General features: G+C 34.5%; 11 protein-coding genes. 5 read left to right on the top strand and 6 right to left on the bottom strand.

The genetic code is table 11. The features are described 5' to 3' along the window. Positions 1–2 precede the first annotated feature (2 nt). The 4 genes from OZP10_RS22650 to OZP10_RS22635 all read left to right on the top strand — a co-directional run bounded on the left by OZP10_RS22650 (position 3) and on the right by OZP10_RS22635 (position 6,875). Positions 3–3,089: a SusC/RagA family TonB-linked outer membrane protein gene (locus tag OZP10_RS22650; protein WP_281632916.1), complete on the top strand. Its 3,087-nt coding sequence runs from the start codon at positions 3–5 to the stop codon at positions 3,087–3,089. Between the two features lie 16 nt (positions 3,090–3,105). After that, entirely contained in the window at positions 3,106–4,695 is a 1,590-nt protein-coding gene (locus OZP10_RS22645) for a SusD/RagB family nutrient-binding outer membrane lipoprotein (protein WP_281632915.1), read from the top strand. Between the two features lie 143 nt (positions 4,696–4,838). After that, positions 4,839–5,891, top strand: a complete 1,053-nt coding sequence (locus OZP10_RS22640) for a sialidase family protein (RefSeq protein ID WP_281632914.1) — start codon at positions 4,839–4,841, stop codon at positions 5,889–5,891. An 18-nt stretch (positions 5,892–5,909) separates the two neighbouring features. After that, the gene (locus OZP10_RS22635) at positions 5,910–6,875 is read left to right on the top strand and encodes a M20/M25/M40 family metallo-hydrolase (RefSeq protein ID WP_281632913.1); all 966 of its coding nucleotides are present in this window, start codon (positions 5,910–5,912) and stop codon (positions 6,873–6,875) included. A gap of 279 nt (positions 6,876–7,154) precedes the next feature. On the opposite strand, the gene OZP10_RS22630 is transcribed toward OZP10_RS22635, so the two are convergent. The 6 genes from OZP10_RS22630 to OZP10_RS22605 all read right to left on the bottom strand — a co-directional run bounded on the left by OZP10_RS22630 (position 7,155) and on the right by OZP10_RS22605 (position 17,061). Further along, the gene (locus tag OZP10_RS22630; protein WP_281632912.1) at positions 7,155–8,486 is read right to left on the bottom strand and encodes a DUF4374 domain-containing protein; all 1,332 of its coding nucleotides are present in this window, start codon (positions 8,484–8,486) and stop codon (positions 7,155–7,157) included. Positions 8,487–8,523: 37 nt separating this feature from the next. Continuing rightward, positions 8,524–10,923, bottom strand: coding sequence for a TonB-dependent receptor (locus OZP10_RS22625; RefSeq protein ID WP_281632911.1), 2,400 nt, complete (start codon positions 10,921–10,923; stop codon positions 8,524–8,526). A gap of 449 nt (positions 10,924–11,372) precedes the next feature. Then, entirely contained in the window at positions 11,373–12,365 is a 993-nt protein-coding gene (locus tag OZP10_RS22620; protein ID WP_281632910.1) for an FAD:protein FMN transferase, read from the bottom strand. A 292-nt stretch (positions 12,366–12,657) separates the two neighbouring features. After that, on the bottom strand, positions 12,658–14,841 hold the full coding sequence (locus OZP10_RS22615) for a PepSY domain-containing protein (protein WP_281632909.1): 2,184 nt from the start codon (positions 14,839–14,841) through the stop codon (positions 12,658–12,660). Positions 14,842–14,972: 131 nt separating this feature from the next. Next, on the bottom strand, positions 14,973–15,455 hold the full coding sequence (locus OZP10_RS22610; RefSeq protein WP_250836299.1) for a DUF2271 domain-containing protein: 483 nt from the start codon (positions 15,453–15,455) through the stop codon (positions 14,973–14,975). A gap of 115 nt (positions 15,456–15,570) precedes the next feature. Beyond that, positions 15,571–17,061, bottom strand: a complete 1,491-nt coding sequence (locus OZP10_RS22605; protein ID WP_281632908.1) for an ankyrin repeat domain-containing protein — start codon at positions 17,059–17,061, stop codon at positions 15,571–15,573. Between the two features lie 826 nt (positions 17,062–17,887). Between OZP10_RS22605 and OZP10_RS22600 the strand changes: the two genes are divergently transcribed. Continuing rightward, the gene (locus tag OZP10_RS22600; RefSeq protein ID WP_281632907.1) at positions 17,888–18,862 is read left to right on the top strand and encodes a ribonucleotide-diphosphate reductase subunit beta; all 975 of its coding nucleotides are present in this window, start codon (positions 17,888–17,890) and stop codon (positions 18,860–18,862) included. The last annotated feature ends 78 nt before the right edge of the window (positions 18,863–18,940 follow it).

The raw sequence follows: 18,940 nt of genomic DNA, 5'->3' as shown, positions 1-18,940 counted from the left end.
ATATGATTAAAAACGTACTAAAATTACTGTTTGTCATATGCCTTTTTGGGTTTCAAGCCCTAGAAGCGCAGACAACAGTAAAAGGAACGATAACAGATGCTCAAAGCGGGATTCCGATTCCTGGAGCAAATATTATTGTTAAAGGAACTAAAACAAGTGCTTCAACAGATTTTGATGGTAAGTACAGTATTAGTGTTCCAAATCAATCAGCAGTTTTAGTTTTTACTTATGTAGGATCTGCTACAAAAGAAGTTGCTGTGGGATCACAATCTACAATTAATGTAACTCTTGGCCCAGATACGCAGCAGTTAGGAGAAGTAGTGGTTACCGCTCTTGGTATTAAAAGAGAGAAAAAAGCCATTACGTATTCTGCACAAAACGTTTCTGTAGACGAGTTATCTGAAGCAAGATCATTAAACGTTGCCAACTCACTTTCTGGTAAAGTTGCAGGTCTTAACTTCTCAACTACTTCAAATGGTGTTGGTTCTTCTTCTAGAATTACTTTAAGAGGTAACAGATCGTTAAATGGAAACAACCAGCCTCTTTACGTAGTAGATGGTGTGCCAATTTCTAACGGAACAACAAATACAAATCCTGATATTGATACAGGAGGAACTACACAACCTGATGGTATTTCTAACATTAACCCAGAAGACATTGCTTCGATGACTGTTCTTAAAGGACCATCTGCAGCTGCTCTTTATGGTTCTAGAGCATCAAATGGTGTAATCGTAATTACAACTAAATCGGGTAAAGCTGGAAAAACTTCGGTTTCGTTATCATCTAACTTTATGGCTTCTTCTGCTTATAATTTGATGAACTTGCAAAACGAATACGGTCAAGGAACAAACGGAAATTATGTTTCTAACTCAAGCTCAAGCTGGGGTGCACCTTTAGACGGACGTCAGGTATCTGCATGGCAGTTGGTTCGTAATCCAAATTATGCTGGACCAGCTACACAAAGCTATTCTCCACAGAAAAACAACGTTATTGATTTCTACAAAACAGGATATAACTTAGCAAACACTTTGACAGTTACAGCTGGTAACGAAAAAGCACAAGGTTATTTCTCTTATACTAACACACGTGCTGAAGGTATTGTGGGTGGAAACCAAATGGACAGACACAATCTTAACTTAAGATTGACAAGCAAGATTACAGATAAATTAACTTTAGATGCTAAAACAAACTACATCGTTCAAGATATCGATAACTTATTGAGAACGGGTGAAGAGTCTATTGGAACATCTGCTTATTTATTGCCTCGTAGTATTGCTTACAACGATTACAAAGATTTCGAATATTTTGACGCTGCAGGACAAAGACAAGTAAACTATTTCCTAGATGAAACTGGAGCTCCTGGCGGAAACCCATTCTGGTCTGCTTTGAGAGATGATGCTCGTACAGATAAAAGAAATAGATTTATTGGTTTAGCTTCTCTTAAATATGAGTTTACAAAAACGTTAAGCTTGCAAGGTAGAGCTGGTTTAGATCAAATGACAAACAAAAACGTAAGAAACAGATATGCTACAGCAGCTTTCAACAGTAACATGGGTTCTTATAGCGAATCTTATGAGACAGTAAGCGAATTAAACATTGATGCTTTACTTTCTTACAACGAAAAATTCGGAGATTTCTCTGTTGGCCTTAATGCAGGTGCGAGTTCATTGCAGCAAAATAGTTCAGCTTTAAATTCTGGCGGTGTTTTAAGTAAAAGAAACTTCTTTGCGTTATCAAACGTTCAAACAGTTCAATCTACGTCTACAGCTTCAGAAAAAAGAATCAATTCTGTTTACGGATTTGGTCAAATTGGTTTCAGAAACTATTTATTCTTAGACTTAACAGCTAGAAATGACTGGTCTTCTACTTTGCCTCAAGATTATTTCTATCCATCTTTCGGACTTTCTGCTGTAATTTCAGATATGGTTACATTACCTGAAGTAATTAGCTTTGCTAAATTAAGAGCTTCTTATGCACAAGTGGGTAACGATACAGATCCTTATCAAACACAGCAAAGATTCTCATACATTGGAGGAAACGGTGGTATGCTATACGGACAAAGCACAAAAGCAAATCCAAACTTAAAACCAGAGATTTCTTCTTCTACAGAGTTTGGTGCCGATGTTAGATTTTTCAACAATCGTTTAGGTTTAGATTTCACATATTTCAATACTTTAACCAATAACCAAATTTTCTACATCAATACACCAGAACCTTCTGGATATTCTAGAGCGATCGTAAATGGTGGAGATATTGAAAATAAAGGTATCGAGCTTACGCTTACTGCAACTCCAATCCAAACAGAAAACTTTACTTGGGATATTACAGCAAACTACGCTTCTTATAAATCTAAAGTAAAATCTATCTTTGAAGGAAGAGATGAATTAGTTCTTGGTGAAGGACGTTTAGTGAGAAGCAAAGTGGTTGTTGGTGGTGAATATGGTGATTTATACATCAAAGGTTTCCAAAGAGATCCAAACGGAAACATCATTGTAAACAGTGCTGGTATTCCATTAGCGACAAATGGTTTTGATGTTCGTGCTGGTAACTTTAATCCAGATTGGACTGCAGGTTTCAAAAACAACTTTAAATACAAAGATTTCTCTTTAAGCTTCTTGGTTGACTTTAGAATTGGTGGTGAAGTTATTTCATACACTCAAGCTAGACAAGCTGGTTTAGGGGTTAGCGATATTACTTTAGCAGGAAGAAATGGCGGAATCATTGTAGATGGTGTTGTAGCTAACGGAAACGGAACTTACTCTCCAAACACAACAAGCATCAATGCTGAACAATACTGGACAGCTATCGGTCAAAGAACTCCAATTGCAGAGCCATTTATTTATGATGCAACAAACATCAGATTAAGAGAGCTTGTTTTTGGTTACTCAATGCCAAAACGCTTATTGGGCAATTCAGGATTTACAAGCGTTGATTTCTCATTAGTAGGTAGAAATTTATTCTTCTTCTTAAACAAAGCGAAATACTTTGATCCAGAAGCAGGAGCAGGTACAGGTAACTTACAAGGGATAGAATCTTTCAACATTCCATCGACGAGAGATTATGGAGTGAATGTTAAATTCGGATTTTAATTAAAAAAGAGATATCATGAAATATAGTTTTAAAATAAAAACATTAGGAGTTGCATTAATGGCAGTTTCGATTTTATCAAGCTGTACTGGCGATTTTGATGAAATAAACAAAGACCCTAATTCGTTGACTGAAGATCAGTTAGATGCTACATTGGCAGGCCCTGCATTTGCATCTGCATTGTACGCAGGTATCCACAATGGTTCTTATTCATCACCATCAGGTATAGATGATCAAGGTACTTGGGGTATTGCTACAGGTATTTTATCTTCAACTTTTATCCATTACTTAAACTGTGGATACGGAACAGAAAGAAATGCTTTCGTAAATGGATATGAAGGTAGAGGATGGACAAGATTTTATACTGTTGCGGCTCCAGCCTTATCAAATGCTTTTAAAGCATCTCAAGGAAATGCAGAAGCTACAGCTGTTCTTAAAATCTGGAAGGTTTTCATGTACAACCAAATGGTTGATGCTTACGGACCAATTCCTTATACTGAAGCTGGTAACGGAAAAGATAAAGTTCCTTACGATAGCGTAGAATTTATTTATGCAGATTTCTTTAAATTATTGGACGAAGCAAATGCAACATTAACTTCTACTTCTGCAACTTCAGTTGCTTCTCTTGCCCCAAATGATAGAGTTTATGCAGGAAGTGTTGACAAATGGAGAATCTTTGGAAACAGTATGAGATTACGTTTGGCTTTAAGAATTTCTGATAAAGATCCTGCAAATGCAAAAACTCAGGCTGAAGCTGCGGTTGCTGCTGGAGTTATGCAGACAAATGATCAAAGTGCATTCTTTAAGGCAAGTAACATTACGCCAAACAATTTAAATATGATTGTAAACAGCTGGGGTTATGTAATGACATCTTCTATGGAAAGTATCTTAGTTGGTTACAACGATCCACGTTTAGCTAAATGGTTTGCGCCAATTGCTTCAGGAGTGTACAGAGGAAATCCAGTTGGAGGTTTAGAAGATCAATTCGGAACTACTGAATTCTCTAAATTCAACAATAATGTTTTAGGAAATGGTCCTAATAACACACTTAGCGAAACTAAAAACATTGAAATCTTCATGGCTTCAGAAAACTATTTAAGTAGAGCAGAAGGAGCTTTAAATGGATGGAATATGGGAGCAGATGCTAAAACTTTGTATGAAACAGGTATTAGATTATCGCTTGCACAATGGGGAATTACAGAAGCAGCTGACGTTAACGCTTACATTGCAGGAACATCATTGCCAACATTGCCAAACATTTTGACCGTATATCCAACTTTAGATTTACAAGATATTCCAGTTAAATTGCCAGTTGCATGGTCTGCATCTACTGCTGATCAAAGAACTCAAATTGCAGTACAGAAATACTTAGCAATTTTCCCAGAATCTTGGGAAGCTTGGGCAGATTTAAGAAGAAGCGATGCTAAAGTAATCTATCCAGTTTTAAACACTGATAATCCAGATGCTGGAGTTGGAAAATCTTTGATGAAAAGAATTATTTACACGACAAACGAGTACTCATCAAACAAAGCGGCTGTAGAAGATGGAGTTTCTAAATTAGGAGGTCCAGACTCTGGTGGAACAAGACTTTGGTGGGACACAAAATAATTAATTTGGTAAAGTAATAGATCAATCGATTTGTTACTTGAGCAGAAGGAGAGGTAACTCTCCTTTTGTTTTATATGAAGGCCAGTGAATTTTTGCCCCAACTTTAATTCATAACATACAATATTAATTTTCATCAAAATAAAATGATTTTAAAGACAAAATATACTGTTGCAGCGCTATTGGCTTTATTTCTTTTTTCGAATGAAATAAACGCACAGGTAAAAGCGGTAAATATCGAAAGCAGTTATATTGCAGATCCGCCTGTTACAACCAATAGTCACGCCTCAACTTTGGTCGAATACAAACCAAACGAAATTTTAGCAGCTTGGTTTGGCGGAAAATATGAAGGAGCAAAAGATGTCGGAATTTATATTTCAGCTTATAAAGACAAAAAATGGTCTGCACCAAAAGAACTGATTCAGCCTTTAATTAAAAACGGAGATACCTTGCCATGCTGGAATCCGGTTTTGTTTAAAAGCAAAAGCCAGAATTTGTATTTGTTTTATAAAATCGGAAAAAATCCGAGAGAATGGTTTGGCGCTATGATGGTTTCAAAAGATAACGGAACAACATGGGGAGAACCAAAATATCTTCCAGAAGGAATTTTAGGTCCAATTCGAAACAAACCAATCGAAACTACTCCAGGCGTAATTTTATGTGGAAGCAGTACAGAAAGTGTAGGTACCGACGAATGGCGTGTGCATGTTGAAGAATATACAGAAGCTACAGATTCTTGGAAGAAAATAGCGGTAGAAAACACTCAGAATTTCGATATCATTCAGCCCACATTTTTAATTCATAGCAAGAGTGATATTCAGATGCTGTCTCGAAGCAAACACAATAAAGTGGTTTCGAGCTGGTCTGGAGATAATGGTAAAAGCTGGATTAGAACCAATACCATAAATGTCATTAATTCCAATTCGGGTATCGATGCTTTAACAGTAAACAAAAATCTGTTTTTATTAGTAAATAATCCGCTGCCAATTGGAAAAGACTGGTTTAACGGACGAAATCTTCTGGACGTAGAATATTCTAAAGATGGTTTAAAATGGACGAAATTATTCGATCTCGAAAAACAGGAAAAAGGAGAATTCAGTTATCCAGCCATAATCCAAACCACAGACAAGAGAATACACATTTTGTATACTTATGATCGAAAATATATTAAACATACTTCTTTTGAGCTTAGTCTATAATATTCTGTAAAACAAAATATGCAAACTTTAAAACACTTTCTTCCAGCAATTTTATTTTTGAGTATTCAATTGAATGCGCAAAGTAATGACATGTCTAAGACCTTTTACAAACATGACAAATTTCTTTCATCAGATAAATTAGAAGGACGTTTTGTTGGAACAAAAGGAAACAATGAAGCAGCAGCTTATATTCTCAAGTATTTTAAAAAATATGGTTTAAAGCAATTCAATGATAGTTATTATCAGCCTTTCAAAGTATTTGTTAAAGAAGGAATCAATAAAATGAAATCGGATAGTGTGTCAACGCAAAATGTTGTGGGTTACATTGAAGGTTCAGATTCTAGTTTGAAAAACGAATACATAGTAATTGGTGCGCATTACGATCACTGGGGCTGGGGCGGACAAGGTTCTGGAAGTAAAAAGAAAGAAGCCTTTGCTATTCATAACGGAGCAGATGATAATGCGTCTGGAGTTTCGGCTTTGCTGTGCATTTTAGAAGAAATCTCAAAACAAAAAGTAAAACCAAAACGAAGTATCATTTTTATTTCGTTTAGCGGAGAAGAAGAAGGATTACTGGGTTCAAAATATTTTGTCAATCATCTTCCAGTTCCAAAAGAAGCTGTAAAAGTAATGCTCAATATGGATATGGTCGGAAGATTGAACGATAAAAAAGAACTTTATATGGGTGGCGCAGGAACTTTTCCGAACGGAGTAGAATTAATGAAAAAGCTGCAAGAAAACTCAGGATTAAACCCTGTTATTCATGCTGGTGATGTAGGCGGTTCAGATCATGTTTCTTTTTACAAAGAATCCATTTCGGCAGTTGGTTTCCATACAGGCGGACATCCCCAATATCATACGCCAGAAGATGATATTGATTTGATTAATTCAGATGGAGGCGAATTAGTTGCTAAATATATTTATAACGCACTCATACAAATTGCCAATTACGAAGAAGCTTTGGTTTTCATTAAACAGAACTAAACAAAGCACTATTCCATACAATAAATTAAGTCGACTAGTGAAATTAAAGCCTGTTCAATTTCACAAAATGAGTTAAGTTAATTAGTTTTTGTTTGTTAGAAAAGACGGTGTCTATTAAGTGGTATAGACGCCGTCTTTTATTTAAAGTCTAAATAATAATTGCTTCAAAATTTTAATCATAAAAAAACATTCCGCTTGCTATAAATAGAAGCGGAATGTTCGATTAAAAAAAAACTCAAGTGATGAATTTTTACGGACTGTTTTTACAGTCGTATATTTTTAGAATACACCAATGTAGTGGTTTCCTGGTTTGTTCAATAATTTGGCACCCTTAGTAACTTTTCCAGAAGGAATATCAATTACATAAATGTTACCGTCTTTTCCAACTGGAGTAACAGCAATGTAGAAGCTGTTTCCATCAACAACAAAACCTTGGTATTGTCCAAAATCTAAGTCAGCATCATAATCAATACCTTCAACTTTTTGTGCTGTTCTAGCATTCAAATCAAGTCTTGCTACATAACCTTGATTCGTACCTTCAAAAGTATAAACCGCATAAGCAATTCCGTTTCCAACATATCTCCAAGCGTCAATATAGCTTCCTTTTACTCCTAAAGCAGTATCTAAACTAAATACATAATTGTCATCGTATTGATTGTTTTGGTTGATTTTTAAGATATAAGAACCTTTTTGAGTATCTCTTTGTGTTGCTTGGTAAATGTTTCCGTCAGTAGCTACAAAGCTGTTAAAACTTCTGTATCCGCTAGTATCACCAAAAGCAACTTTTGAAGTAATTACCACTGGATTTTCTAAAGAAGGATAATCTACCACAACAGATTTTGAACCTAAACGAGTAAATGAACTTTCGTTTTCTTTTGGGTTAGTTATGTTTGTTTTACGCATCCAAGTTCCAATGATCAATTTGTTGCCCGCTTTGTTTAATGTTGGAGCATCTAAACGGAAAATATGGTGTCCTTGCGCTTCTTCTTCAGCAGTCAATGGAATATCATATTGTTTGTAAGCAGAGATTAAAGTCTGTTTCATGTCTAGAGATAAAACAGTCGCTTTTCCTCTTGTATTTTTATATGATTTGTCTTCGTTTACACTAACAATTGGAGTAGCAATGTTTACTGCAACACCTGTTTTATCTCCGTCAAAAAGTTTTACCCATCTTGGAGAAGTGCCCGCATATTGAGAAATATTTACTTTAGCATCAGATTGTGCAAAATTGTTTCCTCCATTTACTTTGTAGGTCATAAATTCTCCACCATTTGCACCCGTATAAGTAATGTTGAAAAGCGTAGTTCCGTCAACAGAAGATTGTAAACGCGCCGTTCTGCTAGATTGAACCGGTACACCTTGATCGTAAACATTTACAGAAAAATTAGGATCTATAGCATTCGCTTTACTAATAGCGTACACTTTTGTACCACCATTTCCGTCTCCTGGATCTGTCTGCATTACTGCTCCAGCTACTGTAATCCAACGTCCGTCTGTTTCTGGGTTAACAGGTTCAGTATTTATGTTATCGTCGCTGCTGCAAGCTGTAGTCAATGCAAATGCACCAACTAGCAAGCTAGAGGTAAATAATTTAAATGTGTTTTTTTTCATTTTTATTGCATTTAAAAATTAGTTATGTATTGAATGATTAAAATTTATTTAAAGTATAATTGAGTTTTACATAAAAGGCTCTTCCAGGCTTTTGAGCCGCAAAATTGTCATAAACCTGTTCGTCAAAAACATTTCTTGCATCAAAACTTACTGTGATCTGCTTGTTTGGAAAAACATAACTCAAACCTAAATCCTGTGGAAACTGTGCAGTGGTTCTGTCGGTTTCTAGCCATGAAGTATAAAATGGCGCAACATAACCGCAGTAGTAATATAAATTAAGCTCTGATTTGCTCTGAATTACATTTCTAAAATTGTATTGAAGATTTCCGTTTAAATTAAAGAAAGGCTCATTTGGAAGCTGTTTATTATAGTTCGGAAGAACGTTTCCGTTTTTATCATATTTATCTTTAAACAGCGAATTGAATTTTGAAAGATTCATTCCCGCAAAAAAACGATTGTTGAAAGAGTATTGAAAAGAAGCTTCAAAACCCACAGATTGCGCTTTTCCTAAGTTTACGAAAGGTGAAGCTTGAATCGCTTCGTTTACACGATCGCTAATCTGACGTACAATTTTGTCTTCAGTATTTCTCCAGAAAGCATTTCCTGAAACAGTAAATTTGTGATGGTTAATTTCGTATGGACCAAAACGAAGACCAGCATTAAAATTATTGCTCTGTTCTGGTTTTAGGTTAGAATTGCTGATGATGTTTTCTCCAGGATTACCAAATATTTCATTTTCAGAAGGAAGTCTGATTGCCTTCTCAGCAGAAGCCATAACCATAACTTTTGGCAGAATAGAGTACGAAGTTGCCATTCCATAACCTGTATAATTGGTTTTTTTAGAGGTAATGACTTCGTTTACTACATTTTGCCCGTTTTGAGTTACAACTTGCGGATCTCTTTGTTCATTTTTCAGATTGTAATTTTTTACAAAAAGATTCGCTCTCAATCGAGATTGAAACGCCGTCATTTCATAAGCAAATGAAGAAATGGTTTTAGCTAAATCTCTTGTAATTATAAAGTTTCTAGTAATTTCTGGCTGCATTTCATCATAATCATTTCGATCAAGAATGTAAGTCATAACATTTACCAAAACCTTATGATTTTCAGTAATTGCATAACTTAAACCAGCTCGAGTATTAAAAATATCCGATCTCATATGATTGATGGTTGGCGCGCCCTGTTGGGCTCCAGTATTGGTTAAAATTGGCTGGCCATAGAGACCCAACGCTTTTTCGCCATTCCAGTTGTAGTTCCATTTTACTGTATCATTTATCACATCGTTTCTGTGACTGTAAACAGAAATAAGAGAAAAATCTAGGTTTTTAATTAGAAAGTCTTTTTTGCTATAATTCAAGCTAAAAACATTGGCAGCCGATTCACTAAAACGTCCTTTATAAGGTTTGGTCATGTATTGTCCGTGCTGAATCTGATTAAAATCTTGCGAACCATTGTAGCTGATAAGTAGATTATCTGCCCAATCGACATTGGTAAAACCAGCTTCTAATCGTCCCCCAAAAGAACGATACATACTCTCAAATCTCTTCGCACGAATGTATTCGTAACGTCCATTTGGAGCGATATTGTAAACCCATTTTCCCCAAACTTCATAATCATTATCCGAGTAATTCTGAAATGCATTTGCTTTTACAGTGAATCCGTTTTTGTCTCTGTAAGAAGCATTCACATTCGATTGCACGGTATTGAATGATCCGTAAGAAACAGAAGCGTTTAGACTATTTTTTGCTCCTTTCTTTAAAACCACATTGATTGCGCCTCCAAGTGAATCATCAGCTAAATAAGCGGGAACAACTCCTTTAAAAACCTCAATTCTTTCAATTAAAGCGGGCGGAATACTATTTAAACTGAAAGAAGCGCCGTAAGTCTGAATCGGAACTCCGTCAATGAAAATTCGAATAGCATTTCCAGACATTCCGTTAATATTGTACGTTACAGCAGAACCCAATCCTCCATTTTGCCTGATTCTCACACCTCCAGAACGATCCAATAAATCGTTGGTTTGCAGATTTCTTTTTGCCGCTTCTTGCGTTTCGATAACATTTACCGCAAATCCTTTTTCTATAATGTCTTTTTTGAACGTTTTCTTTTCAATTTTAACTTCTTTAAGCGCTTTGGGATCTGTTATTTTTTCTAATGCAATATTGATTTGATGAGATGGACGATTTACAGATATGTTTACTTTTTTTGGTTTAGCTTCCATCGAAGAAATTTCCAAATCGTAACTTCCGTAAGCCAAACCTTTTATTTCAAATTGACCATCATTGTCAACGACAACAAACTTCTTGGTTCCTGTTATTTGAACCGATGCTCCAAAAGCAGTTTCATTATTGGCAAAATAGACTTTTCCTGTAATTTTTCCGGTTTGAGACCACCCGGAAAAAGTCATCATAAAAAAGAGAGCGTAAAGAATTCTCATGTAAGTTTACTATTTATAGGACTGCAAACTTATATGATAATTTAAATTTAATCTAAATAAAGCAATTAGAAGATTATTAGAATTTAAAGTGAGATTCTAATGTTATTTTAATGTTGTTTTTGAGTTATGAGTTGTAAAATGTGAAATGTAAGATGTGAATAGGAATTCGTGTTTTGTCCTCCTGAGCGAAGTCGAAGGATAAACACAAAGTGAATGTTTTAATCTCGCAAAGGCGCGAAGGCGGAGAGTTTTGTTTTAAGTTCTATTAAAGTTTTTTATCTCAAAGTCAGTTATTACTAATGAAATGACAGAAAACTAAACTTTGCGTCTTAGCGACTTTGCGAGATTATTTCGTCCCAATTATCAATACTATACTTTGCGTATATTCTTCGACTTCGCTCAGAAAGACAAAAGAATTCATAATTAACAATTGATAATTAACAATTAAATCACAGTTTATAAGAGAAGTTTTTAGACCTAATAATTTTCCCTTTATCCGTAATCATTACACAACTATAATCTGGGAATTTTTGAAGTAAAAGCAAGCCTTCTTTCTGACCTAAAATCATCATAGAAGTACTTAATCCGTTGGCGGTTTCAGCGTTTGGACCAAAAACTGTTACACTGCATAAACCAGTGGCAGGATAACCTGTTGCAGGATTTATAATATGCGAATAACGTTTTCCGTTAAAAACTACAAATTTTTCATAACTGCCCGAAGTCGTAACAGCACCGTCGATTAAAGGAACAGCTGCCAAAATCTTTTCAGGCTTAAACGGATTTGTGATTCCGATTTTCCAATCTTTTCCGTTGGGTTGTTTTCCCCAAGTGCTCATATCTCCAGAACCATTTATAATTCCTGCCTGAACGCCTTTTGCAATCATTATCGCACGGCATTTATCGGTTGCATAACCTTCACCTAAAGCGCCGAATCCAATTTTCATTCCTTTTAATTTTAAGAAAATAGTCGATTCTGTGCTGTCTAGGATAATATTTTTATAGCCAACTTTTTCTACCGATTTTTTTATGGCTTCCGCCGAAGGCATTTCCGTCATCGAACCGTCAAATTTCCAAATCCTATCCATTGCCGCAAAACTGATGTCAAAACCGCCGTTTGTGATTTCAGAAAATTTGATGGCTCTTTTAGTCAATTCAAAAACTTCGCGATCGACTTTTACAGGTTTTATTCCAGCATTCTGATTGACTTCAGAAACTTGAGAAGTCGGTTTCCAATCGGAGATTAAATATTCAATTCGGGTAATTTCGGCAATAACTTCATCTATATTTTTTTCTGCCGAAAGAGAATCTTTGTCTACAATAGAAATATCAAAACGTCCGCCCATCAAAAGCGTTGTTCTTTTTCGTAATACTTGCGAATGTGCAGATACACAGCAAACAATTACAAAAAACAATGAAGTTTTATAGGAAAATAATTTATGCATGAAAATCTTTTTATAGCGTTTTAAAAAGGCTCCGTAGGAGCGTAATATTTATAGAAATAGATTTGACACCTATGAATAAAGCTCCAGAGGAGCAAAATATTTATAGATAATAGATTGATAACGGAAAATAAAGCTCCAGAGGAGCGATATCTTTAGATTATGTATGTCGCCCCTCTGGGGCTTTGGCTATATGCGGATAAAATTAAATCTATAAATATGTCATCCCTCTGGGATTTGTACGTCATCTAAATCAACAATTAACAATTAACAATTAACAATTAACAATTAGCCACTAATAGCAATCCGTTAAAAATTGTTTATTGGCTTTATATTCAGAGAGCGTTTTTAATCCTTTTGCCAAACACATTTCACTCAAAATAGCTTCAACATCTTTCTGCATGGCAAGCGAACCACAAATCATAATGACACCGCCTTTGTTTAATAAATTCACAAAGAAAATAGAATCTCTTTTAATCAAATCCATTACATAAATATGTTCAGCTTCACGAGATAGCGCCACATGAAAATCATCCAGATGTTCTTTTTGAATCATGATTCCAGCGAACTTTTTATACGCCATTAATGTTGGCGTTTCCATTCTAAATCCGCTGTACAAATGAAGTTCTTGTTTAGCTTTATTCTGTTCGATCATTCCTAAGAAAGGAGCAATTCCTGTTCCGTTAGAAATAAAAGCAACTTTTGAAGCTTTTTTAGGAAGATGAAAAGCAGGATTTTTTACAATCTGAGCTTTTATGACATTTCCTGGTTCTAACGAATTTAAAAAACCAGAACCTAATCCGTTTGGATGCAATTTTACAACCAATTGAATATTTCCAGAATGATTTCCGATAGAGTAGAGGCGTTCTCTAGAATCGTTGGCAGGATAAATAGCCAATAAATCGCCAGAACTGAATTTAACTCTTGCACTTGCTCTTAAAGTCAGAATGAAAGTATGTTCGGTATCAGAAATTGGCGTTTTGTCTAAAACCATTAATTTCTGTAAACCTTTTGGAATATGATTATATAGCGATGGAGTTGTTGCCAGCGGAATTCCCGTTTTTTCGCTCCATAATTTCACCCATTCTACAAATTCAACAGCCGATTTATCATTGACAGTTTTCAAATCTAAATAACGATCTGCCCAATTTTGTTTTCCTAGAAGCTGATCTATTTCAATTGCAAATTGGCAAAAATCTGGATACGATTTTGAGCCAAAACCAACCACAGAGAAATTAATGTTCTGATCTTGATTTTGTTTTTCTATTAATGTTTTGAATTGTGTTCCGTTAGAAGGCGCATCACCCAAACCATGAGTTGAAGTGAAAACAACAATATGTTCAGCCTTTGGATAAGCTGTAAATTTATTCAGTTCGCTTACAAAGACTTTTTGTCCATTCTCAATTAATTGCTTCTGAATCGCATTGGCAAATCGGAAAGTGCTTCCGTTTTCGGAACCGATTAAAAAGATAAAATTACTCTCGCTTGCTTTAAATTTATTTTTAATTCGGCTAGATCTTCTTTTCAGAGTAATCGCAAAACCAGAATAAATAAAGAATAGAATGTTGATACACGCAATTGCTAAGATTACAGCCCAGATTCCGTTAATTCTTCCCGTATGAAGATCAAGACTTAATGCGGCAAATTGAACTGTCATTGGAGAACGTTTTTCAGAAATTATAGCGCCTGTAACCTGATTGACTTCAATCTCGCGGTCTTTTGTTTCAATGATATAATATTCTTCGGGATCATCTGTAAAAGGGAATTCGATTTTTTTTACTTCAGATAATAAAGTGGTATTGAAAACCGAAACTGTTTTGGCGTTTTCTGAAAGTGCTGTTTTTACAGGTTTTGCTTTTTCTTCACCCATAAAAAAGTTGAATCTTTCGAGCGATAAATAGGTACCTGTAAGTGCAATAATCAAAATAGGAATAAGAGCCAATCTTCCTAAAAGAACATGGTAATATTGAGCAAAATATTCTTTGATTATTTTAGAAAAGAAATTTCTGATGCCGCGCTGTCTTTTTAGAACTAGCACAAAACCTGAAATAGCGATTAATAACAAACAAAAAGAAATGACGCCCACAAAAAAGCGCCCTACTTCATGAAGAAACAGCGAACGGTGTAAACTCGTAATCCAATTTATGAATTCGGTTTTCTTTGCAGGAGTTCCTAATGCTTTTCCTGTTTTTGGATCAATGTATGCCTTAACATCATTTCCATCGGCATCAATAGCCTGAAGCGTTACAAACTGATTGTAATCGACACTTAATTCGGTAATTTCTGGGTACGCTTTCTTTAGAACAGGAAGGGTTTCTCCCAAAGTTATTTCATTAAAATTTTCAGCTTTGTACGGAAGTGTTTTTTCCTGAACTGCATCGACTGCCAGAATAATTCCGGTTACCGAAGCCAAAAGCAAAAAAATAGAAGAAAACAGGGCCAAAGCCAAGTGTGCGTAACGCCAGAAAGAAAGAGTCATTGAGTGTATTCTATTATAAAACGTTTAAAGCTTTGTCAAAGTTTAAAACAATGACAAAGCTCATATTTTAATTCTAAGCACAAAAATAAAATTTGTACTCATTATAAGGTTAAAAAATAATGTGCTTAAGATTATATTTTGTTTAACCTTACATATTTGATGTAACCTTTACCGTCTGTTTTTTCAGCTAGACCTTCAGTTGTAAGCGGAACTTCAAGATCGCTCACATAATATTTCTGATCTTCAACAGCCGACTCAAAACGAAGTTTATATCCTTTATTGATTTTAGAATTTTCGATTTCGATTGTTGTTACACTGCGGTCTCCACCAGTTACAGAAGCTCCAGTTTTAGCGCTGATATCATCATTTTTCTGGGTATGGAATTTGTTCCATTCTTTTAGTGATTTGTACCATTTTTTGTCATCGCCCATTACATAAAGCGTTTTTTCGTACTCACCAGCTGAATTAACAAGAGAAACAACGATATAAGCACCTTCTCCCATATAGTTGTTCATTTGAAGCATGATTTTATACTTGCTCGATTGTGCCTGAGATTGGAAAGAAACTAAAAAGATAAAAGCGCTTGTAAGAGCAATTTTTAATATTGATTTCATGAAATTAAATTATGAATTATAAGTTATGAATTTTGAATTAAGAGTTTTAAGTTATTAATTACGGCTTGAATTTTCAACTCATAATTCATAACTCAAAACTCATAATTATTGAAAGTTATTTTAAAAACTCAACTGAGATATTATTTTTTGTAAGCAGTTCATTTTCTTTTGCTAAAGCATAAGCAGTTTCGTCAAATTCTGTGCTGATGTCTTTTTTAGCGCCAGCTGAAACTAGATATTTCAAGATAGCATCATCTTTAGAAGTCATTGCCGCTCTGTGTAAAGCTGTTAAACCGTCTTTGTTTTTAGCATTGATGTCTACTTTTAAATCGGTAATTTTTTTAAGAAGAGAAACATCATTTTTAGTGATCGCTAAATGATATAAAGTATTTCCATCTTTTTGAGGAACCGCTAAGTTTAAACCTTTATCTTGAAGTAGTTTTGCTTTTGCATCAAAAGGATCTGTTGCCGCTTTCTCTCTTCCTGCCGGACGATAAGATTGTACCAAATAAACACCTAAATTGTTTCCGTCTTTATCTTTTACGTTTACATCAGCGCCTTTTGATAAAAGTAAATTTACCGCTTCTGGAGATCCGTTTTTTACAGCAAATGTCAAAGCAGATTCTCCTTTTAGATTTTGTACATTTATGTTTTTAGCTTTTGGAAGAAAAAGTTCCAAAGCTGCCACATCTCTTGCCGCAGCTGCAGTCATTAATGGTGTATTTCCTTCTTTATCTGCTTTATTAACATCAACACCTTTTGCTAAGAAATATTGAATAATTTCTGTCTGATTTGGTTTTCCTGCCAAGAAATGGAATACATTTTGTCCGGCTTTGTTTTGAGCAGTTGCTTTAATTTTTACTTCTTCAACCAAATATTTGTAAGTTTCAAGAGTATTTGCATCTCTTCTGCTTCCTTGTGCGGCAAATAAAAGTGCATCATCTGTTGGTTTAATTCCTTTTTCTAGAAGTTTCTTTAAAAGCGGAATATTTCCTGATCTCGCTGCATATGTAAAAGCAGTATTTCCATCATTATCCACATCTTTTAAAGACATTCCTTTAGTCGAAAAATATTCGGCAGCTTTTAAATCTTTATCAGAAGCAATAGCTAAAAGTAAAAGGTTTGACCCATTAGCATATTTTTTTGTCGGATTAAGTCCAGCTTTAAAGAAAGCATCGTACATTGCTGGAGCTGACTGTCCGTTTGAAGCAGCAAAATCTGCAGGAGCAGTTCCGTGGCTGTCTTCATAATTTACATCAGAACCTTTAGAAATTAAATATTGTACTAATTCTGTATTTCCTCTATAAGCTGCCCAGTGCAGATAGATACGATTATCGTGAGTTAATTTTGTAACGGAATTTCCAGGCTGTTCTACCAAAAATTTGATAGTTGCAAAAGGCGCGTCATTATTAATAGCCAAAGTAGTAACGTCAAATGCATTGGCATTGGCTTCAGCTGGATTATTTCCTTTAGAGATTTCTGATTGAACCGTTTCAACAGTTGGAGAAGTTTTCCAGAAAGCGGCATCTAACAAGGAGTTTTTTTGTTGGGCACTTACAAATAAAGTAGCAGCAAATGCAAAAGAAACAAAAAGGTTCTTTTTCATATTTCGATAATTTATGGTTATAGAATTGTTCAAGATTGATTTTATTTTGGGAAATATTTTTAATCTATTTAGAATAAATAAAAATAAAAGCAAATGTAAAAATTAATATTCTTAAAGCAAGAATAATTTGCTGTAAAAAGGCATTTCGGCTTTAGTTTTTCTTAAAATTAAGAATTGCCTAAGTAAATTTTAATTTTGTTTTAATCTTGTTCGTTTTTGAACCATAATGAAAGTCTCTTTTCCAAGAGAAAAAGTTGTCTTTTCAAGAAGGAATTTTTGCTTCTTCCTCTTTTTTGATGTTAAAACTTTTGGAAATGAAATTTTGGTAGATTCTTCAGCCCTGTTCTGTTGTTTTCCTTTCGATTTTAAAGTTTTTTAATAATGCTTATGTGTTAATTTGTTGTAATAAAGGTGGTTATATTTTTGAAGTGCAAAACATTATTTAGAATAATTATTAATAACTAGCGTTTTTTTCGCGCTAGATTCCTCTTCAAATTTCTAATTTCAAAAGCATAATGTTGATAACTGTTTATATTTCTGCCTTCAAAAAGCCCATTTTTTGATGTTGATAACTTGATATTAATTTTAGGGAAAATGCTAGTTCAATGTGAATTACAGAACATTATTTTCATGTTGATAAAATTTGAGTCATACCGAATTTTTGAAGTTTTAAAACTGTTGATAATTGGATGGATTTTTAACATCTAAAATGGAACAAAAGAATAACTGTAGGTTAAATTTGTAATTATAGAAATCACGCTAATCCCTCCCCAATTTAAGCGCTCATATTTCTGTCTCTAAAATAGTCACTTAAAACTCTATATATATGTCAATTTTTGATAAAAGAATCAATTACAAACCTTTTGAGTATCCTGAGGTTCTGCAATTTACCGAAGCGATCAATAAAGCGTACTGGGTACACACCGAAGTAGACTTTACTGCCGACACGCAAGATTTTCATGCACATTTAAATCTGGCAGAAAAAACAGCAATTAAAAATAGTTTGTTGGCAATTGCACAGATTGAGGTAGCTGTAAAAAGTTTTTGGGGTAATATATATGAGCATTTTCCGAAACCTGAATTTAACGGTTTGGGAACTACTTTTGCGGAATGTGAATTTAGACATTCAGAAGCATATTCTCGTTTGCTGGAAGTTTTAGGATATAATGACGAATTCGAAAAACTATTGGATGTTCCTGTAATTCGCAGACGTGTAGATTATCTTTCGAATGTGCTTAAAGACACCAAATCTCAGGATAACAGAAAATATATGGTTTCGCTGATTTTGTTCAGTATCTTGATTGAGAATGTGTCTTTGTTTAGTCAGTTTGCCATTTTGCTGTCTTTCACAAGATTCAAAGGTTATATGAAAAATGTGAGCAATATTATTGCTTGGACTTCAATAGATGAGCAGATTCATGCCAATGGCGGAATCTATATCATTAATAAAATTCGTGAAGAGTTTCCAGAATATTTTGATGCAGAAACTTTAGAGTTAATTAGAGAAACAGTAAAAGAATCTATTAGTGTTGAAGCTGCTATTTTGGACTGGATTTTTGAGGATGGAGCGATAGAAACCATAAATAAAGAAGATTTAGTAAACTTCATGAAATTTAGAATTGACGAGAGCTTAAAACAAATTAATATTGAAACTATTTTTAATGTGGCTCCAGAAGAATATTCAAAAATGACTTGGTTTGAAGAAGAGGTTTTTGCAAACAGTTTAGACGATTTCTTTGCAAAACGTCCAGTAGAATATACAAAACACGATAAAAGCATTACAGCAAACGATCTTTTTTAATACAAGCCCAGAATACTTATGAATACGACAGACACAAACTCAGCAAATACTAATTTTGAACCGCAAAACGATAGTAAA

The sequence above is a fragment of the Flavobacterium luteolum genome (assembly GCF_027111275.1).
GTDB lineage: Bacteria > Bacteroidota > Bacteroidia > Flavobacteriales > Flavobacteriaceae > Flavobacterium > Flavobacterium luteolum.
This window is presented reverse-complemented; position numbering and strand designations above follow the sequence as displayed.